At 72.5% G+C, this 24,020-nt stretch carries 24 protein-coding genes; 10 read left to right on the forward strand and 14 right to left on the reverse strand.

Translation table 11 applies throughout. The features are described from left to right. Positions 1 to 17: 17 nt before the first annotated feature. The 5 genes from gap to uvrC all read right to left on the reverse strand — a co-directional run bounded on the left by gap (position 18) and on the right by uvrC (position 6,093). Complete coding sequence (gene gap, locus M0M48_RS09520; protein WP_257750934.1) at positions 18 to 1,010, reverse strand: type I glyceraldehyde-3-phosphate dehydrogenase; 993 nt, start codon at positions 1,008 to 1,010, stop codon at positions 18 to 20. Between the two features lie 99 nt (positions 1,011 to 1,109). Further along, complete coding sequence (gene whiA / locus M0M48_RS09525; RefSeq protein ID WP_215815828.1) at positions 1,110 to 2,096, reverse strand: DNA-binding protein WhiA; 987 nt, start codon at positions 2,094 to 2,096, stop codon at positions 1,110 to 1,112. Positions 2,097 to 2,202: 106 nt separating this feature from the next. After that, positions 2,203 to 3,204, reverse strand: coding sequence for a gluconeogenesis factor YvcK family protein (locus tag M0M48_RS09530; RefSeq protein WP_257750935.1), 1,002 nt, complete (start codon positions 3,202 to 3,204; stop codon positions 2,203 to 2,205). Between the two features lie 8 nt (positions 3,205 to 3,212). Then, the gene (gene rapZ, locus M0M48_RS09535; RefSeq protein ID WP_257750936.1) at positions 3,213 to 4,082 is read right to left on the reverse strand and encodes an RNase adapter RapZ; all 870 of its coding nucleotides are present in this window, start codon (positions 4,080 to 4,082) and stop codon (positions 3,213 to 3,215) included. A gap of 4 nt (positions 4,083 to 4,086) precedes the next feature. Continuing rightward, positions 4,087 to 6,093: an excinuclease ABC subunit UvrC gene (gene uvrC / locus M0M48_RS09540; RefSeq protein ID WP_374584388.1), complete on the reverse strand. Its 2,007-nt coding sequence runs from the start codon at positions 6,091 to 6,093 to the stop codon at positions 4,087 to 4,089. A 37-nt stretch (positions 6,094 to 6,130) separates the two neighbouring features. Here uvrC and M0M48_RS09545 point away from each other — a divergent pair, with 37 nt between their 5' ends. Both M0M48_RS09545 and M0M48_RS09550 read left to right on the forward strand, forming a co-directional pair. Next, complete coding sequence (locus tag M0M48_RS09545; RefSeq protein WP_257750938.1) at positions 6,131 to 7,441, forward strand: pyridine nucleotide-disulfide oxidoreductase; 1,311 nt, start codon at positions 6,131 to 6,133, stop codon at positions 7,439 to 7,441. Then, positions 7,438 to 8,235 (forward strand): alpha/beta hydrolase fold domain-containing protein, encoded by a 798-nt coding sequence (locus tag M0M48_RS09550; protein WP_257750939.1) that lies wholly within the window; start codon positions 7,438 to 7,440, stop codon positions 8,233 to 8,235. Before M0M48_RS09545 ends, M0M48_RS09550 begins: the two co-directional genes overlap by 4 nt. On the opposite strand, the gene M0M48_RS09555 is transcribed toward M0M48_RS09550, so the two are convergent. The 4 genes from M0M48_RS09555 to uvrA form a co-directional block, all read right to left on the reverse strand. Beyond that, the gene (locus tag M0M48_RS09555) at positions 8,201 to 8,614 is read right to left on the reverse strand and encodes a Rieske (2Fe-2S) protein (protein WP_215815822.1); all 414 of its coding nucleotides are present in this window, start codon (positions 8,612 to 8,614) and stop codon (positions 8,201 to 8,203) included. The two genes, M0M48_RS09550 and M0M48_RS09555, sit on opposite strands and share 35 nt — an antisense overlap. Further along, a complete protein-coding gene (locus tag M0M48_RS09560; protein ID WP_257750940.1) occupies positions 8,607 to 9,047 on the reverse strand; it encodes a Rieske (2Fe-2S) protein in 441 nt (146 codons plus the stop codon). Before M0M48_RS09560 ends, M0M48_RS09555 begins: the two co-directional genes overlap by 8 nt. A gap of 114 nt (positions 9,048 to 9,161) precedes the next feature. Then, entirely contained in the window at positions 9,162 to 10,058 is an 897-nt protein-coding gene (locus tag M0M48_RS09565; protein ID WP_257750941.1) for a hypothetical protein, read from the reverse strand. Between the two features lie 42 nt (positions 10,059 to 10,100). After that, positions 10,101 to 13,121 (reverse strand): excinuclease ABC subunit UvrA, encoded by a 3,021-nt coding sequence (gene uvrA, locus M0M48_RS09570; protein ID WP_257750942.1) that lies wholly within the window; start codon positions 13,119 to 13,121, stop codon positions 10,101 to 10,103. Between the two features lie 161 nt (positions 13,122 to 13,282). On the opposite strand from uvrA, the gene M0M48_RS09575 reads away from it, so the two are divergent. The 3 genes from M0M48_RS09575 to M0M48_RS09585 are packed head-to-tail and all read left to right on the forward strand — an operon-like array spanning position 13,283 to position 15,182. Then, positions 13,283 to 13,978, forward strand: a complete 696-nt coding sequence (locus tag M0M48_RS09575; RefSeq protein WP_257750943.1) for a maleylpyruvate isomerase family mycothiol-dependent enzyme — start codon at positions 13,283 to 13,285, stop codon at positions 13,976 to 13,978. 21 nt (positions 13,979 to 13,999) lie between these two features. Next, on the forward strand, positions 14,000 to 14,671 hold the full coding sequence (locus M0M48_RS09580; protein WP_257750944.1) for an MBL fold metallo-hydrolase: 672 nt from the start codon (positions 14,000 to 14,002) through the stop codon (positions 14,669 to 14,671). Between the two features lie 4 nt (positions 14,672 to 14,675). Then, entirely contained in the window at positions 14,676 to 15,182 is a 507-nt protein-coding gene (locus M0M48_RS09585) for an NUDIX hydrolase (RefSeq protein ID WP_257750945.1), read from the forward strand. Here M0M48_RS09585 and M0M48_RS09590 read toward each other — a convergent pair. Next, positions 15,166 to 15,771: a DNA-3-methyladenine glycosylase I gene (locus M0M48_RS09590; protein WP_257750946.1), complete on the reverse strand. Its 606-nt coding sequence runs from the start codon at positions 15,769 to 15,771 to the stop codon at positions 15,166 to 15,168. The genes M0M48_RS09585 and M0M48_RS09590 overlap by 17 nt on opposite strands. Before the next feature lie 58 nt (positions 15,772 to 15,829). Here M0M48_RS09590 and M0M48_RS09595 point away from each other — a divergent pair, with 58 nt between their 5' ends. Beyond that, positions 15,830 to 16,177, forward strand: a complete 348-nt coding sequence (locus M0M48_RS09595; protein ID WP_257750947.1) for a VOC family protein — start codon at positions 15,830 to 15,832, stop codon at positions 16,175 to 16,177. Between the two features lie 79 nt (positions 16,178 to 16,256). After that, positions 16,257 to 16,634 (forward strand): hypothetical protein, encoded by a 378-nt coding sequence (locus tag M0M48_RS09600; RefSeq protein WP_257750948.1) that lies wholly within the window; start codon positions 16,257 to 16,259, stop codon positions 16,632 to 16,634. A 78-nt stretch (positions 16,635 to 16,712) separates the two neighbouring features. On the opposite strand, the gene M0M48_RS09605 is transcribed toward M0M48_RS09600, so the two are convergent. Genes M0M48_RS09605 through M0M48_RS09615 form a run of 3 tightly spaced genes read right to left on the reverse strand, consistent with a single transcriptional unit; the run spans position 16,713 to position 19,297 of the window. Next, on the reverse strand, positions 16,713 to 17,810 hold the full coding sequence (locus M0M48_RS09605) for a ferredoxin--NADP reductase (protein ID WP_257750949.1): 1,098 nt from the start codon (positions 17,808 to 17,810) through the stop codon (positions 16,713 to 16,715). A 24-nt stretch (positions 17,811 to 17,834) separates the two neighbouring features. After that, complete coding sequence (locus M0M48_RS09610) at positions 17,835 to 18,137, reverse strand: hypothetical protein (RefSeq protein ID WP_257750950.1); 303 nt, start codon at positions 18,135 to 18,137, stop codon at positions 17,835 to 17,837. Between the two features lie 17 nt (positions 18,138 to 18,154). Further along, entirely contained in the window at positions 18,155 to 19,297 is a 1,143-nt protein-coding gene (locus M0M48_RS09615) for an aromatic ring-hydroxylating dioxygenase subunit alpha (protein WP_257750951.1), read from the reverse strand. Positions 19,298 to 19,370: 73 nt separating this feature from the next. Between M0M48_RS09615 and M0M48_RS09620 the strand changes: the two genes are divergently transcribed. Genes M0M48_RS09620 through M0M48_RS09630 form a run of 3 tightly spaced genes read left to right on the forward strand, consistent with a single transcriptional unit; the run spans position 19,371 to position 23,117 of the window. After that, positions 19,371 to 20,558, forward strand: a complete 1,188-nt coding sequence (locus tag M0M48_RS09620; protein ID WP_215815810.1) for an acyl-CoA dehydrogenase family protein — start codon at positions 19,371 to 19,373, stop codon at positions 20,556 to 20,558. 10 nt (positions 20,559 to 20,568) lie between these two features. Beyond that, the gene (locus M0M48_RS09625) at positions 20,569 to 21,612 is read left to right on the forward strand and encodes an acyl-CoA dehydrogenase family protein (protein WP_257750952.1); all 1,044 of its coding nucleotides are present in this window, start codon (positions 20,569 to 20,571) and stop codon (positions 21,610 to 21,612) included. Next, positions 21,609 to 23,117, forward strand: coding sequence for an AMP-binding protein (locus tag M0M48_RS09630; RefSeq protein ID WP_257750953.1), 1,509 nt, complete (start codon positions 21,609 to 21,611; stop codon positions 23,115 to 23,117). Before M0M48_RS09625 ends, M0M48_RS09630 begins: the two co-directional genes overlap by 4 nt. 158 nt (positions 23,118 to 23,275) lie before the next feature. On the opposite strand, the gene M0M48_RS09635 is transcribed toward M0M48_RS09630, so the two are convergent. Further along, entirely contained in the window at positions 23,276 to 24,013 is a 738-nt protein-coding gene (locus tag M0M48_RS09635; RefSeq protein WP_257750954.1) for an alpha/beta hydrolase, read from the reverse strand. Between the last annotated feature and the right edge of the window lie 7 nt (positions 24,014 to 24,020).

Below are 24,020 nucleotides of genomic sequence, written 5' to 3' on the forward strand. Positions count from 1 at the left end.
AGCCTAGACGATGCGTCTCAGGCGCCGACGTGCGTGATGAGGTCCGCGAGCCGGTTGGAGTATCCCCACTCGTTGTCGTACCAGCCGGCCACCTTGACATGGTTGCCGATGACCTTGGTCAGTGGCGCGTCGAAGATGCACGACGCGGGGTTGGTCACGATGTCGGAGGAGACGATCGGGTCGGTCGAGTAGACGAGGTAGCGGCCGTCGGCGGCGGCCTTGACGATCTCGTTGACCTCGTCGACCGAGGTCTCGCGCGGCGCCGCGAACGAGAGGTCGGTGAGCGATCCGGTGGGGGTCGGGACGCGCAGGGCGTAGCCGTCGAGCTTGCCCTTGAGCTCGGGCAGCACCAGGCCGATCGCCTTGGCAGCGCCGGTCGAGGTGGGCACGATGTTGAGGGCGGCGGCGCGGGCGCGGCGCAGGTCCTTGTGGATGTTGTCCTGCAGGTTCTGGTCCGCGGTGTAGGCGTGCACGGTGGTCATCAGGCCCGAGACGATCCCGAGGCCGTCGTTGAGCGCCTTGGCCATCGGCGCCAGGCAGTTGGTGGTGCACGAGGCGTTGGAGATGACGGTGTGCCGGGCCGGGTCGTAGAGCTCGTGGTTGACGCCCATCACGATGGTGATGTCCTCGTTGGAGGCGGGCGCCGAGATGATGACCTTCTTGGCGCCGCCGCCGTCGACGTGGGCGCGGGCCTTGGTGGCGTCGGTGAAGAAGCCGGTGGACTCGACGACGACGTCGACGCCCAGGTCGCCCCAGCCGAGGGCAGCGGGGTCGCGCTCGGCGAAGGCCTTGATCTCGGTGCCGCCGACGACGATCGCATCGTCCGTCGCCTCGACGGTGGCGTCGAGGGGGCCGAGGATCGAGTCGTACTTCAGCAGGTGGGCCAGCGTCGCGTTGTCCGTGAGGTCGTTGACGCCGACGATCTCGATGTCGGCCCCGCCGGCTCGGACGGCGCGGAAGAAGTTGCGGCCGATCCGGCCGAATCCATTGATTCCTACACGAACAGTCACTGCGATCCTCCTGGGAGAGCGGGACGTTGCCGGTGTTGCCGACCCTATCCCCCAGGTGTGCGTCCGCGGCAGGTTCAGCGCCGGGACCGATCGCCGCGCTCAGGCGTCGCCGGCGAGCATCTCCGGGGTGAGCGACGCCTCGGTGTCCGGGATGCCGAGGTCCTCGGCGCGCTTGTCGGCCATGGCGAGCAGGCGGCGGATCCGGCCGGCGATGGCGTCCTTGGTGAGGACCGGGTCGTGCAGCTGACCGAGCTCCTCGAGCGAGGCCTGCTTGTGCTCCAGGCGCAGCTCGCCGGCCATCTTGAGGTGGTCGGGGACCTCCTCGCCGAGGATCTCCATCGCCCGGTGCACCCGGGCGCCGGCGGTGACCGCGGCGCGCGCGGAGCGGCGCAGGTTGGCGTCGTCGAAGTTGGCGAGGCGGTTGGCGGTGGCGCGGACCTCGCGCCGCATCCGCCGCTCCTCCCAGGCCATGAGCGTCTCGTGGGCGCCGAGGCGGGCGAGCAGCTGGCCGATGGCGTCGCCGTCGCGGATCACGACGCGATCGACGCCGCGGACCTCGCGGGCCTTGGCCTGGATGCCGAGGCGGCGCGAGACGCCGACCAGGGCGAGGGCGGCCTCGGAGCCGGGGCAGGTGACCTCGAGGGATGACGACCGGCCCGGCTCGGTGAGCGATCCGTGGGCGAGGAAGGCGCCCCGCCAGGCGGCGACCGCGTCGCACGCGCCGCCGGAGACGACGGCGGGCGGGAGCCCACGGACCGGGCGGCCACGCTGGTCGAGCAGTCCGGTCTGGCGGGCGAGCGCCTCGCCGTCCTTGACCACCCGGACGATGTAGCGGCTGCCCTTGCGCAGGCCGTTGCCCTGGACCATGACGACCTCGGAGCCCTGGCCGTAGATCTCGGAGATGTCCTTGCGCAGCCGGCGCGCGGCGGCGCCGGTGTCGAGCTCGGCCTCGACGACGATCCGGCCGCCCACGATGTGGAGCCCGCCGGCGAAGCGCAGCATCGAGGCCACCTCGGCCTTGCGGCAGCAGACCTTCGTGACCGGGGTGCTGGCCAGCTCCGCCTTGACCTGTGCCGTCATCGCCATGGGAGCGATCTTTCCACGCGGGTCAACCACCCTCGCCGCCCAGGCGGTACGACGGCCCGCGGGCGAGCGACCCGCGCCACACCGGGGCGCGCCGGAGGCTCCGCGCTCAGCCCGCCGCGAAGATCCGCGCGTAGGCCTCGGCGAGCCGGACCGGGTCGTGGCGCGGGGTTCCGTCCTCGGCGGCGATGTCGTCGACGACGAGCCGGGCGCCGAGGGCGGCGACGGTCTCCTCGAGCTCGGCGAGCTCCGCGGCCGGTACGTCGGACAGCGAGCGCCGGTCCGCGAGAACGGTGTGGATGGCGAGGTCGGGCGCGTGCTCCGAGAGCACCGCGAGGTGGTCGGCCGGCCCGAAGCCGGGGGTCTCGCCAGCCTGCTCCTCGAGGTTGAGCACGACGATGAGCCGGGCGTCCGTGGCGACCAGCGCCGAGCGCAGCCGCGGGACGAGCAGGTGCGGCAGGACGCTGGTGAACCAGGAGCCGGGGCCGAGGACGGCCCAGTCCGCCGCGGCGATGGCGTCGATGACGGCGGGACTGACGCCGGGGTCGGCGGGGTCCAGCGCGATCGCGGCGATGACGCCGTCGGTGGTGGCGACCTCGACCTGGCCGTGCACCGAGGTCAGGCCGTCGGGGTCGGCGGGGTCGAGTCCGCGGACGGACGCGGTGATGTCCATGGGCTCGGTGGCCATGGGCAGGACGCGGCCCTTGGCGCCGAGCAGGTGGCCGACCCAGTCGAGCGCGTCGACGTGGTCGCCGAGGAGCTCCCAGAGCCCCACGATGAGGAGGTTGCCGACGACGTGGCCACGCATCTCGCCGTCCCCCTCGAACCGGTGCTGCAGCACGCGGGCCCAGGTGTCGCCCCACTCGTCGTCGCCGCAGAGGGCGGCGAGCGCCATCCGGAGGTCGCCGGGCGGCAGGACGCCGAACTCGCCGCGCAGCCGGCCCGAGGAGCCGCCGTTGTCGGCGACGGTGACGACGGCGGTCAGCTCGTCGACGGTCAGGTCGTCGACGAGGTGGCGCAGCGCGCTCAGCGAGGCGTGCAGGCCGTGCCCGCCGCCGAGCGCGACGACGGCCTGGGCGCGCTGGTCGCTCCCGAGGAAGTCCGAGCTCATCCGGTCGATCACTCCCGGCCCAGGTCGCGGTGGATCGCGCGGGCGACGTGGCCCTGCTCGCCGAGCCGGCGGGCGATCTCCTCGCTCATCGCGACGCTGCGGTGTTTGCCGCCGGTGCAGCCGATGGCCACGCGCATGAACCGCTTGCCCTCGCGGATGTAGCCCTCGGCCACCCCGGTCAGCAGCGGCACGTAGGCGTCGACGAAGTCCTCGGCGCCCGGCCGGCCCAGGACGTACGCCGCGACCTCCGGGTCCTGCCCGGTGCGGGGACGCAGCTCGGGCACCCAGTGGGGGTTGGGCAGGAAGCGCATGTCGGCGACGTAGTCGGCGTCGACGGGGATGCCGTACTTGAACCCGAAGCTGATGACCGAGACGCGCAGCCGGGTGGTCTGGATGGTGCCGAAGGCGTCGGCGATCCGGTCGGTGAGCTGGTGCACGTTGAGGTTCGAGGTGTCGATGACGAGGTCGGCCTCGGAGCGCAGGTCGGCGAGGACGACACGCTCGCGCTCGAGTCCGTCGAGCAGCCGGCCGCCGGCCTGGAGGGGGTGGGGGCGGCGGGCCGCCTCCTGGCGGCGCACGAGCACCTCGTCGATGGCGTCGAGGAAGACCAGGCTGGTGTCGCGCCCGGCGACGCCGTGGGCCAGCGCGCTGCGCAGGCCCTGGAAGAACGATCCGGACCGGACGTCGACCACGACGGCGACCGACTGGGCCGGGCCATGGCTCTCGTCGACCAGCCGGACGACGTCGGGCAGCAGGCTCGGCGGCAGGTTGTCGACGACGTAGAAGCCGAGGTCCTCCAGCTCCTTGGCGGCCGTGCTGCGGCCGGCGCCGGTCATGCCGGTGACGACCACGAGCTGGCCGGGGGTGCTCTCGCTCATGGGGTCATTGTGGTGCAGGACCCGTGGACGACGTGGATCGCGTCGCGTCCTCGGTCGCGATGGCGTCCTTGATCGCGGCGGCGGTGCGCGGTCCGACCCCGGGGACGGCGGCGATCTCCTCGAGCGACGCCAGGCGCAGCTTGCGCAGCGAGCCGAAGTGGCGCAGCAGGGTCTTGCGGCGTACCTCGCCGAGCCCGGGCACCCCGTCGAGCATGCTCTCGACCATCGACTTCGAGCGCCGGTTGCGGTGGTGGGTGATCGCGAACCGGTGGGCCTCGTCGCGCACGCGCTGGAGCAGGTAGAGCCCCTCGGAGGTCCGCGGCAGGATGACCGGGTCCTCCTCGCCGGGCACCCAGACCTCCTCGAGCCGCTTGGCCAGGCCGCAGATCGGGATGTCGTCGATGCCGAGCTCGTCGAGCGCGCGCTGCGCGGCCGCGACCTGGGGCGCGCCACCGTCGACGACGACGAGTCCGGGCGCGTAGGCGAACTTGCGCGGGCGTCCGGTGTCCGGGTCGACCAGCATCGGACCCGTGCCGGCCGAGGGGTCGCCCGGGCGCAGCTCGGAGCGCGCCTGCTCGTCGAGGAGCCGGCGGAACCGCCGGGTGATCACCTCGTGCATCGCCTTGACGTCGTCGGAGCCGTCCTGGTCCTTGATCACGAAGCGGCGGTACTCGCCCTTGCGCGCCAGCCCGTCCTCGAAGACCACCATCGAGGCGACGATCTCGGTGCCCTGGATGTGGGAGACGTCGTAGCACTCGATGCGCAGCGGCGCCTCGTCGAGCTCGAGCGCCTCGGCGATCTCGGCGAGCGCGCGGTTGCGGGTGGTCAGGTCGCTGGCCCGCTTGGTCTTGTGGAGGGCGAGGGACTCGACGGCGTTGCGGGCGACGGTCTCCTGGAGCGTCTTCTTGTCCCCGCGCTGGGGCACCCGGATCTCGACCTTGGCCCCGCGCAGGTCGGAGAGCAGGCGCTCGAACGTCGCGTGCTCCGGCGGCAGCTCGGGCACCAGGATCTCGCGCGGTACGGCGTCGCGCGCGTCCTCCTGGGCGACCCCGGCGTAGAGCTGGAGCAGGAAGTCCTCGACCAGCGCCGAGGTGTCGCCCTCGTCGGTGCGGTCGGCGACCCAGCCGCGCTGACCGCGGATCCGCCCGCCGCGCACGTAGAACACCTGGACCGCGACCTCGAGCGGGTCCTCGGCCAGGGCGATGACGTCGGCGTCGGAGCCGTCGCCGAAGACGACGGCCTGCTTCTCGAGCGCCTTGTTCATCGCGCCGAGGTCGTCGCGCAGGCGCGCGGCCTTCTCGAAGTCGAGGTCGTCGGAGGCGGCGTACATCTGCTGCTCGATGCGCTTCATGAACGGCCGCGTGCGGCCCGCCATGAACTCGCAGAAGTCGTCGACGATCGCGCGGTGGTCCTCGGGCGAGACGTTGCCGACGCAGGGCGCCGCGCACTTGTCGATGTAGCCGAGCAGGCAGGGCCGGCCGATCTGGCTGGACCGCTTGAAGACGCCGTTGCTGCACGAGCGCATCGGGAACACCCGGAGCAGGATGTCGACCGTCTCGCGGATCGCCCACGCGTGGCTGTAAGGCCCGAAGTAGCGCGTCCCGCGGCGCTTGGCCCCGCGCCCCACCATCACCCGCGGGAACTCGTCGGAGACGGTCACCGCGAGCCAGGGGTAGGACTTGTCGTCGCGGTACTTCACGTTGAACCGCGGGTCGTACTCCTTGATCCAGGAGTACTCGAGCTGGAGCGCCTCGACCTCGGTACCGACGACCGTCCACTCGACCGACGTCGCGGTGGTCACCATCGTCGCGGTGCGCGGGTGCAGGTTGCCGATCGGCTGGAAGTACGACGACAGCCGGGCCCGCAGGTTCTTGGCCTTGCCGACGTAGATCACCCGCTGGGTGCGGTCGCGGAACCGGTAGACCCCGGGCTGGGTCGGGATCGAGCCGGGCGCCGGCCGGTAGCTCAGAGCAGGTGACACGCCGTCAACCCTACGGAGATCCACCGACATGTCTTTAAAAGACTTTGTCTGGTGGTTTACTTGACTTATGTCTGCACGCACCCGATGTCGCGACGCCTACGGATACGACCTCACCACCGGCCCCCTGGCCGCCGAGGCCTATGTCGACGGTGTGCGCGACCTGTTGCGGCTCCGCTCGGGAGCGGCCGGCCGGATCGCCACCGCGATCGCCCTCGACCCGACGTTCGCCCTCGGCCACGCGGCCCTGGCCCTGCTGGGCCACGAGATGTGCGTCGAGGTCGACGTCGCCGCCCGCCTGGCCGACGCCCGGCTCCACGCCGGCCGCGCGACCGAGCGCGAGCGCAGCCACGTCCACGCGATCGACCGGCACCTCCAGGGCGACCCCGCTCCCCTGATCACCCACCTGGCGGCGTACCCGCGGGACGCGCTGCTGCTGTCGGTCGCGATGCCGACCATCGCCTTCGCGGGCGTCACCGACGTTCCGGAGCAGGCCTGGCGGATCGTCGAGGGTGCCGCGCCGGCGTACGGCGACGACCCGTGGATCGCCGGCATCCTCGCGTTCGTGCGCCAGGAGCAGCGCCGCTTCGACGAGGCGATGGACCTCTCGTGCCACTCGCTCTCCCTCGACCCGGCCGGCGGGCACGCGGCGCACGCGCGCGCCCACGCGCACTACGAGACCGGCGACCACGCGGCCGGCCTGGCCTGGATGGACGGCTGGATCCTCGGCGACGGCGCCGCCACCGACAGCCTCACGCACTTCTCGTGGCACGCGGCGCTCCACGAGCTCTCGATCGGTGACCTCGGCGCGGTCCGGACGCGCTACGAGAACCAACTCCGGCCCCAGCACGCGGTCGGCTGCCGCGCCCTCGTGGACACCGGGGCCCTGCTGTTCCGCTGGGCGATCACCCCGGACGCGTACGACGTGCCGTCGCTCGACGAGGTCGCCGCCGTCACCGGCCGCTCGGTCCTGGAGCAGCCCGCGACGGCGTTCCTCGCGTTGCACGCGGCCGTCGTCCTGCTCGCGACCGACGACCGCACCGGCCTGCGCCGGCTCGCCGAGTGGAGCGCGGGACACACCAGCCCGACCCACCGCGAGGTCGTCGCTCCCCTGGCCCGGGCGCTCGACCTGCTCGCCGCCGGCAGCAGCTCACTGGCGGCCGACCGGCTCGCCGCGCTGAGCCCGCAGGTGTGGCGCCTCGGCGGCTCCGACGCCCAGCGCGAGATCGTCGAGGAGGCCCGGATCGCCGCCCTGCTCCGCGCCGGCCGGTACGACGACGCCCGCGAGGTGCTCGACGCCCGGCTCGACCGCCGGCCCGCGATGCGCGACCTGCGCTGGAAGGAGACCGCGACGGCGCCGACCGGCATGCTGGTGCGGTGACCGCCGAGGACGCCGCCTGGACCGCGATCGACGCCGCTGCTGCCGAGGCGCGCAGCGGGGCCCGGGTCGTCCGCTACGGCGACCACTCCGACCATCCCGGGCACCCCGACCAGATCGCCGAGGTGCACGGGTCGGGCCCGGCGATCGTCGTGCTGCTGCACGGCGGCTACTTCCGGCCCTCGATCGACCGGACCCACGCCCGCGGCCTGGCTGCAGACCTCGCGGCGGCGACCGGACACCAGGTGTGGCTGGCGGAGTACCGCCGCGTCCCCGGCGACCCGGAGGCGACGCTCGACGACCTGCGCGCCCTCGACCGCGCCGCGGGCGCCGCCGGGGACGTGATCGCCTGGGCGGGTCACTCCGCGGGCGGGACGCTGGCGCTCTGGCGGGCCTGCGCGGCCGACCTCGGACCGGTCCCGGTGGTCGCGCTCGCGCCCGTCGTCGACCTGCGCCGGGCCGCGGAGGACCGCCTCGGGGACGGTGCGGTCGTCGACTGGATGGGCGGGACGCCCGCCGAGGTCCCCGCCCACTACGCCGTCGCCGACCCCCTGCCCCGGCTGCGCGCGGGCGCCGCGGACCGGCCCGGCGGCGGCGTGACGGTGCTGCACGGCGACCGGGACGCGACCGTACCGGTGAGCCAGTCGACGGCGCTCACGGATCCCCCGGCGCCCGGCGTCCGGGTCGAGGTGCTGGCCGGCGCGCACCACTTCGACGCGTTCGACCTGCGTACCGCGGCGGGCGCCGCCCTGGTCGCAGCGCTCAGGCCGCGAGGATCTTCTGACCGTCGACCGTGATCTCGACCTTGGCCAGCGCCGACGGTGCCGGTCCGCCCTCGACGTCCCCCGTCGAGATCGAGTACGACGACCCGTGGTGCGCACACTGGATCCGGCCGTCGGCCACCGTGGTCACGGTCAGGCCCTGGTGCGTGCACACCGCGGTGAACGCCTCGAACTTGCCGGCGGTCGGCTGGGTGACGACGACCTTCTGGTCGGTGAGCACGACGCCCCCGCCCACCGGCACCTGGTCGGTGGTGGTCAGCTCGTCGCCGGTCGCGACCTTGGGCTTGCCGCTGCTGCCGCTGTCCCCGCCCGCGCACCCGGCGAGCGCCACGGCCACGCCGAGGGCCCCGAGGCCGGAGAAGACGATCCGCCGCTGGACGCGCAGCTCAGGCACGCGTGACCTCGTCGCCGGCCACCGTCACGGCGACCTCGGAGAGCGGGCTCTGCGCCGGACCACCCTGGGGCGAGCCGTCGGAGATCGAGAACGAGCTGCCGTGGCACGGGCACTGGATCCGGCCGTCGGTCACGCCGCTGACCAGGCACCCCTGGTGGGTGCAGATCGCCGAGAACGCCTTGTACTGGCCCGCCTCGGGCTGGGTGACGACGAGCTCCTGGTCCTTGACGACCACTCCGCCACCGACCGGTACGTCGCCCGCGGCCACGAGGCCGCCGCCGGAGCCGCCACCGCTGCTCGGCGTACCGGAGGCGGTCGCGGTGGCCGTCGGCGAGGACGCCGTGCTCGGCGGGTCGGTCGCCGGCGTGGTCGCGGGGTCCTTGGCCGCGCCGTCGTCGCCACCGCCGCAGGCGGCGAGCAGCGGGACGCCCACCCCCAGCGTGGCCGCTCCGCTCAGGGCACGTCTCCTGCTCAGGGAGGAAGTCATGGGGCTCAGGCTACGGGCCGTGGCTGAGAACAGGCTGTGGGTACGCCTCGTGTCGCGGGCTCAGCCGAGCCGCGGCCAGGTCCAGCCGCCGGGCCGGACCCGGGTCGGCGCGGCGAGCGTGCCGCCCGTGCGCGCATCCGGCCGGAGCACGCGCTGGACCCGGGCCACGCCGGTGCTGCGGTCGACGACGAGCAGCGGGACCGGCGCGGTCGCCCCGGTGTAGCGGTCGTCGATGCAGGTGCCGGAACGCAGCGCGGTCACCGCGGCGTACCCGGAGGCCCGCAGCACCGTGTCCGTGGACTCCGGGCCCTCGTCCTGCACGACGTGGAGCGCGCCGGCCCGGTCGGTGTAGTAGACCCGGGTGCCGCGCTCGGTCATCGCGGCGGTCAGCGTGGTCGCCTGGCTGATCGGCACCGGGAGGATCGTCGGCCGGACGAGACGGCGGCCGTTCCAGGTCGCGCGGTGCAGGAAGCCGTCGGTGCCCACCCAGTACAGCGAGCGGTCGTCGAACGCGATCAGCCGGCTCGGGTAGCCCGAGCCCAGCACCTTGAGCACCCGGAGCTTCAGGCTGCCGCGGGCGTTCCACTCCGTGCGGACCAGCCGGACCTTGCCGTCGGTCGCGGCCACGACCTGGTGGGTCTCCTCGTGCCCGGGCCACTGGTTGAGCATCACCAGGCCCCAGGCGACCGGACGCCAGGAGACCGGACGGCTCGTCGACTTGGCGACCGTCACCCGGTTGCCGGTGACGTGGCGCAGCGTGACCTTGCCGTCGCGGGCCTGGCCGTAGGCGTCGATCTCGCAGCGGAACCGCGGCGCCTGCTTCGCTGCGACCGCGGCGACCGCGGTGGTCGGGGTCGCCGCGGCGACCGGCGCCGCCGTCGAGCCGAGCACCGGCAGCACCGGGAGCACGAGGGCGAGCAGCAGGGCGCGCGCCAGGGCCACGGATCGTTTCGCCACGCGGTCACCGTAGTGGCACCTCGGCCGGGACCTCGGCCGGGACTAGGCCTTGCGCTTGCGCGCCGCCGCCGTCTTGGCCGTCCCGGTCGTCGCCTTCTTGACTGCGGCGGCCTTGCGGGCCGCGGTCTTCTTGGCGGCGCTCGCCTTCTTGGCCGCCGGGCCCTTGGCGTCGGCGGCCGCCTTGGGCGCGCGCTGGGGCGCGCCGGGCTGGGTGGCCCCGCGGCCGTCGAGCAGCGGGCGCAGGAAGTGGCCGGTGTGGCTCTCGGGGACCGCGGCGATCTCCTCGGGCGTGCCCTCGGCGACGACGGTGCCGCCGCGGGAGCCGCCCTCGGGGCCCATGTCGATGATCCAGTCGGCGGTCTTGATCACGTCGAGGTTGTGCTCGATGACCAGGACCGTGTTGCCCTTGTCGACCAGGCCGGACAGGACGCCGAGGAGCTTACGGATGTCCTCGAAGTGCAGGCCGGTGGTCGGCTCGTCGAGGACGTAGACGGTGCGGCCGGTCGAGCGCTTCTGGAGCTCGGCGGCCAGCTTGACCCGCTGGGCCTCGCCGCCGGACAGGGTGGTCGCGGGCTGGCCGAGGCGGACGTAGCCGAGGCCGACCTCGGTCAGGGTCTTCATGTGCCGGGCGATGGGCGGCACCGCGGCGAAGAAGTCCTGGGCCTCCTCGATCGGCATGTCGAGGACCTCGGCGATGGTCTTGCCCTTGTAGTGGACCTCGAGCGTCTCGCGGTTGTAGCGGGCGCCGTGGCAGACCTCGCACGGGACGTAGACGTCGGGCAGGAAGTTCATCTCGATCTTGATCGTGCCGTCGCCGGCGCACGCCTCGCAGCGGCCGCCCTTGACGTTGAACGAGAAGCGGCCCTGCTGGTAGCCGCGCATCTTGGCCTCGGGCGTCTGCGCGAACAGCTTGCGGACGTGGTCGAAGACGCCGGTGTAGGTGGCCGGGTTGGAGCGCGGGGTGCGGCCGATCGGCGACTGGTCGACGTGGATGACCTTGTCGACGTGCTCGAGGCCGGTGATCTTCTGGTGCCGGCCGGGGATGGCGCGGGCGTTGTAGATCTGCTTGGCCAGCGAGGTGTAGAGGATGTCGTTGACCAGGGTCGACTTGCCCGAGCCGGAGACACCGGTGACCGCGCTGAAGACGCCCAGCGGGAAGGCGACGTCGACGTTCTTGAGGTTGTGCTCGCGGGCGCCGAGGACCTTGAGCTCGCGGCCGACCGTGCGCGGACGGCGTACGGCGGGCACGGGGATCTCGCGGCGGCCGGAGAGGTACTGCCCGGTCATCGAGTCGGGGTGCTCGAGGAGTTCCTTGACCGTGCCGGAGTGGACCACCTGGCCGCCGTGCTCGCCGGCACCGGGGCCGATGTCGACGATCCAGTCGGCGACCCGGATGGTGTCCTCGTCGTGCTCGACGACGATGAGGGTGTTGCCGAGGTCCTTGAGCCGGACCAGGGTCTCGATGAGCTTCTGGTTGTCACGCTGGTGCAGGCCGATGGACGGCTCGTCGAGCACGTAGAGGACGCCGACCAGGCCGGCGCCGATCTGGGTGGCGAGCCGGATCCGCTGGGCCTCGCCGCCCGAGAGCGAGCCCGAGGGCCGGTCGAGCGAGAGGTAGTCGAGGCCGACGTCGAGCAGGAAGTTGAGCCGCTCCTGGATCTCCTTGAGCACCCGCTCGCCGATCTGGCGCTCGCGGGCCGAGAGGTCGAGGTCGGCGAGGTAGGCCGCGGTCTCGTTGATCGGCAGCGCGCAGACCTCGGCGATGTTCTTGCCGCCCTTGTCCTTGGCACCGAGGGTGACCGCCATCGAGACCGGCTTGAGCCGGCTGCCGGAGCATACCGGGCAGGGCACCTCGCGCATGAAGCCCTCGAACCGCTCACGGCTCGTGTCGCTCTCGGCCTCGCGGTGGCGGCGCTCGACGTACTTGCGCACACCCTCGAAGTCGGCGTAGTAGGAGCGCTCGCGGCCGTAGCGGTTGCGCGTGACGACGTGGACCTTGGTCGCGTGGCCGTCGAGGATCGCGCGCTGGGCGCGGGTGGTGAGCTGCTCCCAGGGGGTGTCGACGTCGAAGCCCAGCTCGTCGCCCAGCGCGACCAGGAGCCGGCCGAAGTAGTCGGCGACGTGGGCGTGGCTCCACGGCTGGAGCGCGCCCTCGGCGAGCGTCGCGGTGGGGTCGGGGACGACGAGCTCGGGGTCGACCTCCATCCGGGTGCCCAGACCCGAGCAGGACGGGCAGGCGCCGAACGGGGAGTTGAACGAGAACGAGCGCGGCTCGAGGTCGTCGGTCTCGATCGGGTGCTCGTTGGGGCAGGCCATCTTCTCGGAGAACTTCAGCTCCTGGCCGGTGTCGACCAGGTCGAAGACGACCAGTCCCCCGGCCAGCCCGAGCGCGGTCTCGACCGAGTCGGTCAGCCGGCGCTTGGCCGAGGCCTTGACCGCGAGCCGGTCGACGACGACCTCGATGGTGTGCTTGAGCTTCTTGTCGAGCGTCGGCGGGCTGTCGAGGTTGTGGGTCTCGCCGTCGACCCGGGCCCGGGAGAAGCCCTGGGCCTGGAGCTGCTTGAACAGCTCGACGTACTCGCCCTTGCGGCCGCGCACGACCGGCGCGAGCACCTGGAACCGGGTGCCCTCGTCGAGGTCGAGCATCCGGTCGACGATCTGCTGGGGCGTCTGCTGCTCGATCGGCGCGCCGCAGGTCGGGCAGTGCGCCCGCCCGGCGCGCGCGTAGAGCAGGCGCAGGTAGTCGTAGACCTCGGTGATCGTGCCGACCGTCGAGCGCGGGTTCTTGGAGGTCGACTTCTGGTCGATCGAGACCGCGGGCGAGAGACCCTCGATGAAGTCGACGTCCGGCTTGTCCATCTGGCCGAGGAACTGCCGGGCGTACGCCGAGAGCGACTCGACGTAGCGGCGCTGGCCCTCGGCGAAGATCGTGTCGAACGCCAGGCTCGACTTGCCCGACCCGGACAGGCCGGTGAAGACGATGAGCGAGTCGCGCGGGAGGTCGATCGAGACGTCCTTGAGGTTGTGCTCACGGGCGCCGCGGATGATCAGCTGATCGGTCACTACCGGTCCTCTTGCAGGGTCGCTGGGTGGGTCGGGGATCTTCGAACAAGTGTTCGCCATGGTACGTCGCACAGGCAAGCCAGCGCGCCGGGAACCACCCTCTCACCCGGCACCGACAACGCCTCCCCGCGGGCGCCGCCGCCGCGGTGCATGATGGCCCGGTGACCACTCTCTCCGCCGCGTCCGAGCGCCTCCTCGCCACCGCCGCGTCCCTCTCCGACGCCGAGTGGGCCGCACCCAGCCTGTGCGCCGGCTGGACCCGGGCCCACGTCCTCGCCCACCTCGCGCTCAACGCCGAGGGCCTGGGCGGGATCCTGCGCGGGCTGCGCGACGGCGTGCCGCGCACGATGTACGTCTCCGAGGAGCGTCGCGACGGCGACATCGACGACCTCGTCGCCGCGGCCGGCCCGGCCGCGATCCTCGAGCGCCTGCGCGCCGCGGTCGCCGGGCTCGACCAGGTGCACGACGTGGCCACGGTGCTGCCCGAGGGCACCATGTTCGAGCGGACCCCCGGCGGGCGGCAGATGTCGGCCAACAACGTGCCCTTCCTGCGCCTGCGCGAGGTCGAGATCCACCACGCCGACCTCGGCGCCGGCTACACCGCCTCCGACTGGCCGCCGACCACCGCGCTCGCGTTCCTGACCCACTCCACCCGCCAGTACGCCGGCCCTGCCGGCACCGGCTTCCACGCCGTCGCGACCGACGAGCCCGCCCGATGGACCTTCGGCACCCCCGCCGACGGTGCCGCGACCGTCACCGGCCCCGTCGGCCCGCTCGCCTGGTGGGCCACCGGTCGCGACGCCGGTGACGCCGTGGTCAGCAGCACCGGGGCGCTCCCGGACCCCACCGGCGCCTGAGCCTGCACCTAGGATCGGCACGTGACCTACACCGGAGAAGTGACCGTCGGCGGCGCCCCCGCGGTCCGGCAGCTGGCGAACCTGACCATCACCAAGGTCGCTGTCGACGAGAAGATGTCGAACAACTGCTACCTGCTGCGCTGCCACGACACGGGCTCCCAGGTGCTCATCGACGCCGCTGACGCGCCCGAGACCCTGCTCCCGCTGATCGGCGACGAGGGCGTGACCACCGTGATCACCACCCACCAGCACTGGGACCACCACCGGGCCCTGGCGGACGTCGTACGGGCGTCGGGGGCGGGGGTCGTCGCGGGCGACCCCGATGCGGACGCCATCACCGAGCAGACGGGCGTCAGCGTCGACCGCAGGGTCAGCGACGGCGACGAGGTCATGGTCGGCACCTGCGCGCTCCAGGTCATCCGGATCACCGGTCACACGCCCGGCTCGATCTGCCTGCTCTACCGCGACCCGGCCGGTCACCCACACCTGTTCACCGGCGACTCGCTGTTCCCCGGCGGCGTCGGCGGCACCTTCGGCGACGCGGACGCCTTCCGCAGCCTCATCGACGACGTCGAGACCAAGATCTTCGGCACCCTGCCCGACGACACCTGGTTCTACCCCGGCCACGGGGGCGACTCGACGCTCGGCGAGCAGCGCCCGCACCTCGCGGAGTGGCGCGAGCGCGGCTGGTGAGCCGGTGACCCCGGCGGACGAGCCCGTCGCCCTCTACGGCGCCGACGGCCGGCCGACCGGCGAGGTCGCCCCGCGCGCCGAGGTCCGGGCGCGCAACCTGCGCCACGCCGCCACGCTCGTCGTGGTGCGCAACAGCGCGGGCGAGATCTACGTGCACCGGCGCACCGACACCAAGGACGTCTTCCCCGGCCGCCACGACTTCGCGGCGGGCGGGGTGCTCCAGGCCGGCGAGATCCCGTACGACGCCGCGGTGCGCGAGGCCTTCGAGGAGCTCGGCGTGCACGGGGTCGAGCTGACCCCGCTCGGCGAGGCGGACTACGCCGACGAGCACACGACGTACCACGCGTTCGCCTACACCTGCGTGTACGACGGCCCGATCACCTGGCAGCCCGAGGAGGTCGCGTGGGGCGCGTGGGTGAGCGTGACGCGGCTGGGCGAGATGCTCGGCGAGCAGGAGTTCGTGCCCGACACCGTGGCGCTGCTGGCCGACTGGCTCAGCGCGGCGGGGTGAAGGCCGCCCGCGCCGCGGCCACCTCGGCCCGGACGACGCAGCCGGCGACGTGGTCGTTGACCAGACCCATCGCCTGCATGAAGGCGAAGATCGTGGTGGGTCCGACGAACTTCCAGCCGCGCTTCTTGAGGTCCTTGGACAGCGCGATCGCGGCCGGTGACGTGGTGAGGGTCTGGGGCTCGCCCAGGTCGGCGGCGGCCGGCTCGAACCCCCAGAGGTAGGCCGCGAGCGAGCCGTGCTCGGCCGCGGTCTCGATCGCGCGGGCCGCGTTGTTGATGGTGGCCTCGATCTTGCCGCGATGGCGGACGATGCCGGCGTCCGCGAGCAGGCGGGCGACGTCGCCGTCGTCGAACGCCGCGACCGCCTGGGGGTCGAAACCCGCGAACGCGGTGCGGAACGCGGGGCGCTTGACCAGGATCGTGCGCCAGCTCAGCCCGGACTGGAACGCCTCGAGGCTGACCTTCTCGAAGAGCCGCTGGTCGTCGGCGACGGGGAAGCCCCACTCGGCGTCGTGGTAGGGCAGCTCGTCGGGCGAGAGCGACCACGGGCAGCGGGGCAGTCCGTCGGGGCCGGGGGCAGCGGCGTTCATGGGGCGACCCTCCCACGGGCCGCCGACACTGTCCCCGGTCGCCGCTACGTTCGTCCCCATGACCCTCTCCCCCGCCATGATCACCGTCGACACCACCGATGCCCTCACCCTCGGCCGCTGGTGGGCCGAGCACACCGGCGGCGAGATCGTCGAGGAGAACGACGGCTGGTTCGTCATGGTCGCGCTGCCGAGCGGCCTGCGGCTCGGCTTCCAGAAGGTCGAGGACCCCACCCCGGGCAAGAACCGGGTGCACGTCGACTTCGTCGCCGAGGACCTCGACGCGACCGTCGCCGCCCTGCGCACGGCGGGCGCCGGGCACGTCGGCGACCACGAGATGCCGGGCTTCCGCTGGGTCACGCTGAGCGATCCGGACGGCAACCTGTTCTGCGTGTCCGGCAGCCACTGACGCGGGCGGAGGTAACAACCGCGCTCCGCGGAGACATGTACTCGGTGACAGCAGTCCCCGATCTCCCCAGGAGCCCCGGATGAACCTCAGGAAGCACGCCGCCGTCACGGTGGCCGCGCTGGCCCTCGGCCTGAGCGCCGCGCCCGTCGCCACGGCGGTCGCCGCCGACACGCCGGCCAAGGCGCCCTGCGCCACCCAGCAGACCCAGCTCGACCGGGCCGAGGCCAAGCTCGATGCCCTGACCGCGAGGTTCGCGGCCAAGCAGGCCAAGGTCCGCGAGGCCAAGGGTGCGGTCAAGGCGGCCGACACGGCCAAGGAGAAGCGCTCGGCCAAGGCCACGCTGGCGCTGGCCAAGGAGAAGAAGGCGACCGTCAAGAAGGCCAAGAAGGCGCAGGCCCAGCGGGTCCTGCACGCCCAGGCGCGCCTTGACAAGTGCCTGGCGGCCCACCCCGCCTGATCCGGCTGCTGCATTGCGGTTTGGGACCAAACCGCACGTTCTGAGGCCCGCCGGTTCCACCTGGCGGGCCTCAGGCGGTCAGCTGTAGGTGATCTTGACCGTGTCCGTCAGCGGCACCGACTGGCAACCCAGCCGGATGCCGTCGTCGAGGTCGTCCTTGTCGAGCACGTCGTTGTAGAGCATCTTGACGTCGCCCTCGAGCAGCCGGATCGCGCAGGCCGAGCACTCCCCCTCGCGGCACGAGTACGGCGCCTTGACGCCCTTGCTCTCGAGGAAGTCGAGCAGCTTGGTGCGCGGGTCCCAGTCGTCGAAGGTGAACTCCTCGCCGTCGAGCTCGACCTCCACCTTCACCGGCCCGGCCGGCGCGTCGGAGAAGACGTCGGCCCCGGGGCCGTCGTCGTCCGACTCGGCGAGGGCGATCTCGGCCTCGGCCTCCTGGAGCTCGGCGAGGTCGCCGAACGGGTTGCCGCCGAGGGAGACGAACTTCTCCTGGTGGCGCAGGCTGCGCGGCACCTCGAGCTCCTTGAGCACGGTGGTGACCATCTTCATGAACGGCGCCGGGCCGCACACGAACGAGTCGTAGCCGCCGTACGTCGCCGCGAAGGCCCGCATCTGCGCCTCGGTCGGCAGTCCCTGGACGGACTCGAGCCAGTGGATGACCTGGAGCCGGTCGGGGTGCTCGGCCGCGAGCCGGGTGAGCTCGGCGGCAAAGATGACCGAGCTCTCGTCGCGGTTGGCGTAGAACACGACGATCCGGCCGGAGCCGTGGGCCAGCGCGGTGCGGGTGATCGACATGATCGGCGTGACGCCGGAGCCGCCCGCGAAGAGCAGCAGGTCGGCGTCGAGCGAGGCCGGCGTGAAGATGCCGGACGGCGGCAGCACGCGCAGCGTGTCGCCCACGGCGAGGTTGTCGCAGATCCAGTTGGACGCGTAGCCCTCGGCGGTGCGCTTGACGGTGACCGTGAGCGGGCCTCCGTCGTGCGGGCTGCTCGAGAGCGAGTAGCAGCGCGCGGCGATACCGGTCTGGTCGCTCGGCACGGCCACGGTCAGGAACTGACCGGGCTTGTAGTCGAACTTCTCCTCCGCGCCCGCGGGCACGGCGAAGCTGATGGACTTCGCGTCGGCGGTCTCCTCGACCACTCCGACGACGTCCAGCACGAAGGACTCGATGTCCACGGAACTCCCCTACTAAAAGATGGCTCAGTAGCCGTCGTACGCACCGATCGGGACAGCTCCGGCCCGAACGGCGTCGTCGATGCTAGCCATCAACCGAGCACAGGGCTTGTGCACGTCCCGCCCTCCGGGCGCCTGGCCTCGTCGCTGGAACTCTTGACAATCGGCCCGGGCTTCCGCGTTCCACTGCACCGAGGTCTGGTGGTCGCTGTTCTTCTTGACCCGGACCTTGGCCAGGCAGTCGAGGCACGCGACGTCGACGAGGCGGTCCTCGGTGTAGCGGCGCAGGTCATCGAGGGTCTCGTCACGGGTCGGGACGAAGGAGGCCACCAGGATCGACCCCGCTCTCAGGCGTCCGCGGGCGCGGCGGCCTCCGCGGCCGCCCGCCGGGCGAGGTTGTCGGCGACCTCGGCGTGCCAGTATTCGTTGGCCTTGGTGGTGTCGACCTCGAACTCGAAGCGGTCGGTCATCTCGGGCGCGATGTCGGCGACGTCGACGTAGAACTGCTCGTACCACCGGCGCAGCTGGTAGACGGGGCCGTCCTCCTCGCACAGCAGCGGGTTCTGGACGGCGACCTTGTTCTCCCAGATCGCGACGTCCTGGAGGAAGCCGTCACCGAACGACTCGGTGTAGCGCTCGGCGATGTAGGCGCAGGTCTTCTCGTCGAGGCCCTCGGGCTTGCGCACGCTGATGCCGTACTGGAGCGTGAACGACTGCGGCCCGGTCGGGATGTGGCAGTTGATGAGGATGACCTCGGTGATGAAGCCCTTGTAGTCGACCTCGAGCCAATTGATCATGTACGACGGCCCGTAGTACGTCGCGACGGACTTCAGCGTGGAGTTCTCGTCGCCGTAGCCGCCGCCCATCGTGTCGGGCCGGCCCTTCGACTCCATGAACTGCGTGGCGGTGTGCCCGTCGAAGATGTTGCGGAAGCTCGTCGGGAAGGCGAAGTGCACGTAGTAGAAGTGCGCCATGTCCGCGACGTTGTCGATCAGCTCGCGGCAGTGCGAGCCGTTGATCTCCTTGGTGTGCCACGACCAGGGCGTGTACTTGTCCGACATCACGTCCGGCAGCTCGGGCGGCAGGATCGCGTGGTCGGGCGCCGAGCCCTCCGGGTCGTGCCAGATGAGCAGCTGGCCGTTGCGCACGACGGTCTCGTAGCGCTGGGTCCGCGCCCGCAGCGGCACGCGCCGCGCGTAGGGGATCTCCTTGCACTTGCCGTCGCCGCCCCAGCGCCAGTCGTGGAACGGGCAGGCGATGTGGTCGCCCTTGACCTCACCCTGGGTCAGGTCGCCGCCCATGTGCCGGCAGTAGCCGTCGAGCACGTTGAGCTCGCCGTTGCCGCCCTGCCAGACCACGAGCTTGGTCCCGAACCCGTGGACGGCGTGCGGCTTGCCGTCGGCGAAGTCCGAGGCCAGGCCCAGGCAGTGCCATCCGCGCGCGAAGCGGATCGGCGTGGTCCCCTGATCGAGCATGCGGGTGTCGGTCATGTAGAACACGTTACAGTTTTGCCGTTAGGCTGACAACAACCGGCCGTCCCGAGCACCCGTCACAGGAGACCCGATGCACATCGACCTGGAGCCGCAGCAGGTAGCCCTGCGCGAGGAGCTCCGCGAGTACTTCGCCCAGCTCGTCACTCCCGAGATCCGCGCCGGTCTGGCGTCGGCCACCGGCGAGTTCGGCGAGGCCGGCGTCTACAAGGACGTCATCCGCCAGATCGGCAAGGACGGCTGGCTCGGGATCGGCTGGCCCAAGGAGTACGGCGGCCAGGCGCGCTCCATGGTGGAGCAGCTGATCTTCACCGACGTCGCCGCCATCGCCGGCGTCCCGATCCCGTACCTGACCCTCAACACGGTCGGCCCGACGATCATGCGCTTCGGCAGCGACGAGCAGAAGGAGTTCTTCCTCCCGAAGATCCTCGCCGGCGAGCTGCACTTCTCGATCGGCTACTCCGAGCCCGGCTCGGGCACCGACCTGGCGTCCCTGCAGACCAAGGCGACGCTCGAGGGCGACGAGTGGGTCATCAACGGCCAGAAGATGTGGACCTCCCTCATCCAGTACGCCGACTGGCTCTGGATGGCGTGCCGCACCGAGCCCGACGCCCCGCGCCACAAGGGTCTGTCGATGATCCTCGTCCCGGCCGACGCGCCCGGCGTGACCTACACGCCTGTGCACACCGTCGCGGGCGTGGGCACGTCGGCGACGTACTACTCCGACGTGCGGGTGCCAGCGTCCAACCTGATCAGCGAGCGCGGCGGCGGCTGGGCGCTGATGACCAACCAGCTCAACCACGAGCGCGTCGCCCTCACCTCGGCCGCTCCCCTCCAGCACTCGCTGACGCTGGTCAAGGACTGGGCCGCCGAGACCCGCAACCCCGACGGCACGCGCGTCATCGACACCGAGTGGGTGCAGATCGCGCTCGGCCGCGCGCACGCCCGGATCGAGGCGCTCACGCTGGTCAACTGGAAGCTCGCCGCCGACGCCGACCACGGCGTCGCGCTGTCGCCCGCCGAGGCGTCGGCGACCAAGATCTACGGCTCCGAGCTGGCCACCGAGGTCTACCGGTCGCTGATGGAGGTCGTCGGCCCCCACGCCGGCGTGACCGTCGACTCCCCCGGTGCCGTGCTCGCCGGGCGCCTGGAGCGGTTCCACCGCTCGTCGCTGGTGATGACCTTCGGCGGCGGCACCAACGAGATCCAGCGCGACATCATCGGCTACATCGGCCTCGGCCTCCCGGCCGCGAAGCGATAGGGACCCCGACATGGACTTCCTCTTCACCCCCGAGCAGGACGAGGCCGCCGAGCTGGCGGCCCGGATCATCGGCGACCAGACCGCCAACGAGCGCCTCAAGCAGGTCGAGGCCCGCGGCGACCGCTTCGACCGCGGCCTCTGGAAGGACCTGGACGACGCGGGCCTGCTGACCCTGCACCTCCCCGAGGAGCACGGCGGCGCCGGCCTCGGCCTGATCGAGCTCGCCCGCGTGCTCGTCGAGGCCGGCCAGCGCGTCGCCCCGGTGCCGCTCGCGGTCCACGGCGCCTGCACGGCCCTGCTCTCCGGCGCCGGCGTCGCGCCCGGTGACCGGCTCTACACGGCTGCCGTCGCCGAGGAGCGGGCCCACCTGCCCGCCGCGCCGACGGTGACCGCGGACGCCGAGGGCGCCCTGACCGGCACCAAGACCCTGGTCCGGGCCGGGATGGCGGCCGACGCCTTCCTGGTCACCGCGACCGGACCGTCCGGCGTCGGCGTCTACCTGGTCGAGGCCGGTGGGGCCAGCGTCGAGCGGGCCGCGCAGAAGACCAGCGACGGCGACACGGCCGCGCTCGTCACGCTGTCGGGCGCGCCCGCCACCCTCGTCGGCGGCGCCGACACGGCCGAGCGGCTGGGCCAGCTGCTCGTCGCGCTCGCCGCGGCGGAGCAGCTCGGCGTGACCGAGGGCGCGCTGCGCCTGACCGCGGAGTACGCCAAGACCCGCGAGCAGTTCGGCCGCCCGATCGGCACCTTCCAGGCGGTCTCCCAGCGCCTGGCCGACGGCTTCATCGACGTCCTGGGCCAGCGGCTGACGCTGTGGCAGGCGATCTGGCGGCTCCAGGAGGGTCTGCCGGCCGCGACCGAGGTCGCGACCGCCAAGCTCTGGGCCGCGGACGCCGGGCACCGCATCGCGCACACCACCGTGCACGTCCACGGCGGCGTCGGCATCGACCTCGACGGCGAGGCGCACCGCTACTTCACCAGCGGCAAGCGGTTCGAGTTCCTCTTCGGGGGCGCGACCGAGCAGGCGCTGGCGATCGGCCGCTCCTTCGCATGACCGTCCGGGACCTGCTTCTCGCCCGCGCTGACGACGATCGTCCGGCGCTGCGCTGGCGGGAAGCAGGTTCGGTCCGCGAGCTCTCCTGGCGCCAGTACGTCGCCACGGCGGCCCGCCTCGCGGCCGCGCTCGAGCGGCGGCTGGATCCCGCGCTGCCGCCGCACGTCGGCGTCCTGCTGCCCAACGGACCCGCCTTCGCGCTGCACCTGGCCGCGGCGGGTCTCGGCGGGCACGTGCTGGTGGGCCTCAACACGACCCGGCGGGGAGCCGCGCTCGACGCCGACGTGGCACTCGCCGACTGCCAGGTCGTCGTGGACTCGGACGAGCCCGCGCTCGCCGCCCTGGCCGACCCGGCCGAGGTGCCCCTCCCGGACGCGGCACCGACCGCCGCGTCGCTCTTCATGCTGATCTTCACCAGCGGCACGAGCGGGTCGCCCAAGGCCGTGCGGGTCACCCACGACAAGATCACCGGGCCCGGCACCCACCTCGTCGGGCGCCTCGGGCTCAGCGCCGACGACGTGCACTACGTGTCGATGCCGATGTTCCACTCCAACGCGGTCATGGCGGGCTGGGCGCCGGCGCTGACCACCGGCGCTGCCTTCGCGGTCGCCGGGTTCTCGGCACGGGGCTTCCTGCCCGACGTCCGCGACTTCGGGGCGACGTACGCGAACTACGTCGGCAAGCCGCTGACCTACGTCCTGGCCACGCCGGCGCTCCCCGACGACGCCGCCAACCCGTTGCGCCTGGTGTTCGGCAACGAGGCCAACGAGGCGGACATCGCCGCCTTCGCGACGCGCTTCGACTGCGAGGTGATCGACTCCTACTCCTCGACCGAGAACGCCGTCATCGTCCAGCGCCGCGCCGGGATGCCGGCCGGCGCACTCGGCATGCCGCTGCCCGGCGTGGCGGTCCTCTCCCCCGAGACCGGCGAGGTCGTCCCCGACGCCCGCTTCGACGACGCGGGACGCCTCGTCAACGCCGACGAGGCGATCGGCGAGCTGGTCAACACGACCGGCTCGGGTGCCTTCGCCGGCTACTACAACGACGCTGCAGCCGAGGCGGAGCGGATGCGCGGCGGCATGTACTGGTCCGGCGACCTCGCCTACCGCGACGCCGACGGCTGGATCTACTTCGCCGGCCGCTCCGGCGAGTGGCTGCGGGTGGACGGCGAGAACCTCGCCGCCGCACCGATCGAGCGGATCCTCCTGCGCCACCCGGCGATCGGCGAGGCGGCGGTCTACGCCGTACCGGACGCCAAGGTGGGCGACCAGGTCGCGTGCGCGCTGATCTTGCGCTCCGCGCTGGCACCGGGCGCCTTCGAGGAGTTCCTGGCCGCCCAGGCCGACCTGTCGGGCAAGGCGTGGCCGCGCTACGTGCGGGTCGTCGACGCGCTCCCCCGGACCGCGACCAACAAGGTGCTCAAGCGGACCCTGGCGGCCGACGGCGTACCGGTGGCGGGCGACGGAGTGTGGGTGCGCGAGGAGCGCGGGACGTCGTACGCCTAGGGCGTGTCTCCCCAGTCCGCGCCGTCGCGAGCGGCGTTTGCGGCCGATCTGGCAAGGCCGAGTCGCGAAGGCGGGCCGGATACCCGTCGAGTCGGCGAGAACGCCGCCAGATCGAGTCGCAAGCGCCGCGCAGCAGGCGCGGGCTGGGGAGACACGCCCTAGCGGGCGAGGCCGAGGTGGCGTGCGAAGAAGCGCGTCGCGTCGTCGCCGGCGTGCGCCGGGACGCCGGTGTGCCCGCCCAGGTTGGCCAGCAGCGTCTTCTCCGAGGAGCCGAAGGCGTCGAACAGGTCGAGTGCCGCCTGCCGGTCGTTGCCCTGGTCGTCCCACTGGAGCAGCACGTGCAGCGGGATCGTCACCTCGCGGGCCTCGTCCAGGATCGCCGCAGGCACGAAGCTGCCGGCGAAGAGTCCCGCGGCGACCAGGCGCGGCTCCACCCGGGCGAGGCGCACGCCGATCGAGATCACGCCACCGGCGCAGGCGACCGGTCCGGTGATCCCGGGCAGCGCGAGGAGCGCGTCGATGGCCGCGCGCAGCTCGGGGACCGCCTGGTCGACGAGCGGCAGGATCAGCCGGTCGATGACGTCGGTGGGAACGGGCTCGCCCGCGGCGAGGGCGGTGCGGAGGTCGGCACGGGCGCCGTCCACGACCGACAGCCGGGGCCGCTCACCGCTGCCGGGGAGTTCGAGCGTCGCCGCGGCGGCGCCGATCCGGGCGAGTGCCTGGGCCCGGCCCAGCAGGCGCGGGTACATCGCCTCGACGCCGCCCGGGTGCCCCAGGAGCACGAGCGGACCCGGCGCGGCCGGGGTCCACAGGATGCCGGGCACGTCCCCCAGGGTGAACCGGCGCTCCAGGAGACCCTCGTCGAGGTGCTGCTCGGAGGTGATCCGCAGGTCCACGTCGCTC

This window comes from Pimelobacter simplex, from assembly GCF_024662235.1.
Taxonomy (GTDB): domain Bacteria; phylum Actinomycetota; class Actinomycetes; order Propionibacteriales; family Nocardioidaceae; genus Nocardioides.

What these genes read in the sequence shown, in the direction of transcription:
- M0M48_RS09600 (WP_257750948.1), top strand. Translation starts at nt 16,257, where the DNA reads ATGAACCTCAGGAAGCACGCCGCCGTCACGGTGGCCGCGCTGGCCCTC.
- M0M48_RS09625 (WP_257750952.1), top strand. Translation starts at nt 20,569, where the DNA reads ATGGACTTCCTCTTCACCCCCGAGCAGGACGAGGCCGCCGAGCTGGCG.
- M0M48_RS09545 (WP_257750938.1), top strand. Translation starts at nt 6,131, where the DNA reads ATGTCTGCACGCACCCGATGTCGCGACGCCTACGGATACGACCTCACC.
- M0M48_RS09615 (WP_257750951.1), bottom strand. Translation starts at nt 19,297, where the DNA reads ATGACCGACACCCGCATGCTCGATCAGGGGACCACGCCGATCCGCTTC.
- M0M48_RS09530 (WP_257750935.1), bottom strand. Translation starts at nt 3,204, where the DNA reads ATGAGCTCGGACTTCCTCGGGAGCGACCAGCGCGCCCAGGCCGTCGTC.
- M0M48_RS09595 (WP_257750947.1), top strand. Translation starts at nt 15,830, where the DNA reads ATGACCCTCTCCCCCGCCATGATCACCGTCGACACCACCGATGCCCTC.
- M0M48_RS09620 (WP_215815810.1), top strand. Translation starts at nt 19,371, where the DNA reads ATGCACATCGACCTGGAGCCGCAGCAGGTAGCCCTGCGCGAGGAGCTC.
- M0M48_RS09630 (WP_257750953.1), top strand. Translation starts at nt 21,609, where the DNA reads ATGACCGTCCGGGACCTGCTTCTCGCCCGCGCTGACGACGATCGTCCG.
- M0M48_RS09590 (WP_257750946.1), bottom strand. Translation starts at nt 15,771, where the DNA reads ATGAACGCCGCTGCCCCCGGCCCCGACGGACTGCCCCGCTGCCCGTGG.
- rapZ (WP_257750936.1), bottom strand. Translation starts at nt 4,082, where the DNA reads ATGAGCGAGAGCACCCCCGGCCAGCTCGTGGTCGTCACCGGCATGACC.
- uvrC (WP_374584388.1), bottom strand. Translation starts at nt 6,093, where the DNA reads ATGTCGGTGGATCTCCGTAGGGTTGACGGCGTGTCACCTGCTCTGAGC.
- whiA (WP_215815828.1), bottom strand. Translation starts at nt 2,096, where the DNA reads ATGGCGATGACGGCACAGGTCAAGGCGGAGCTGGCCAGCACCCCGGTC.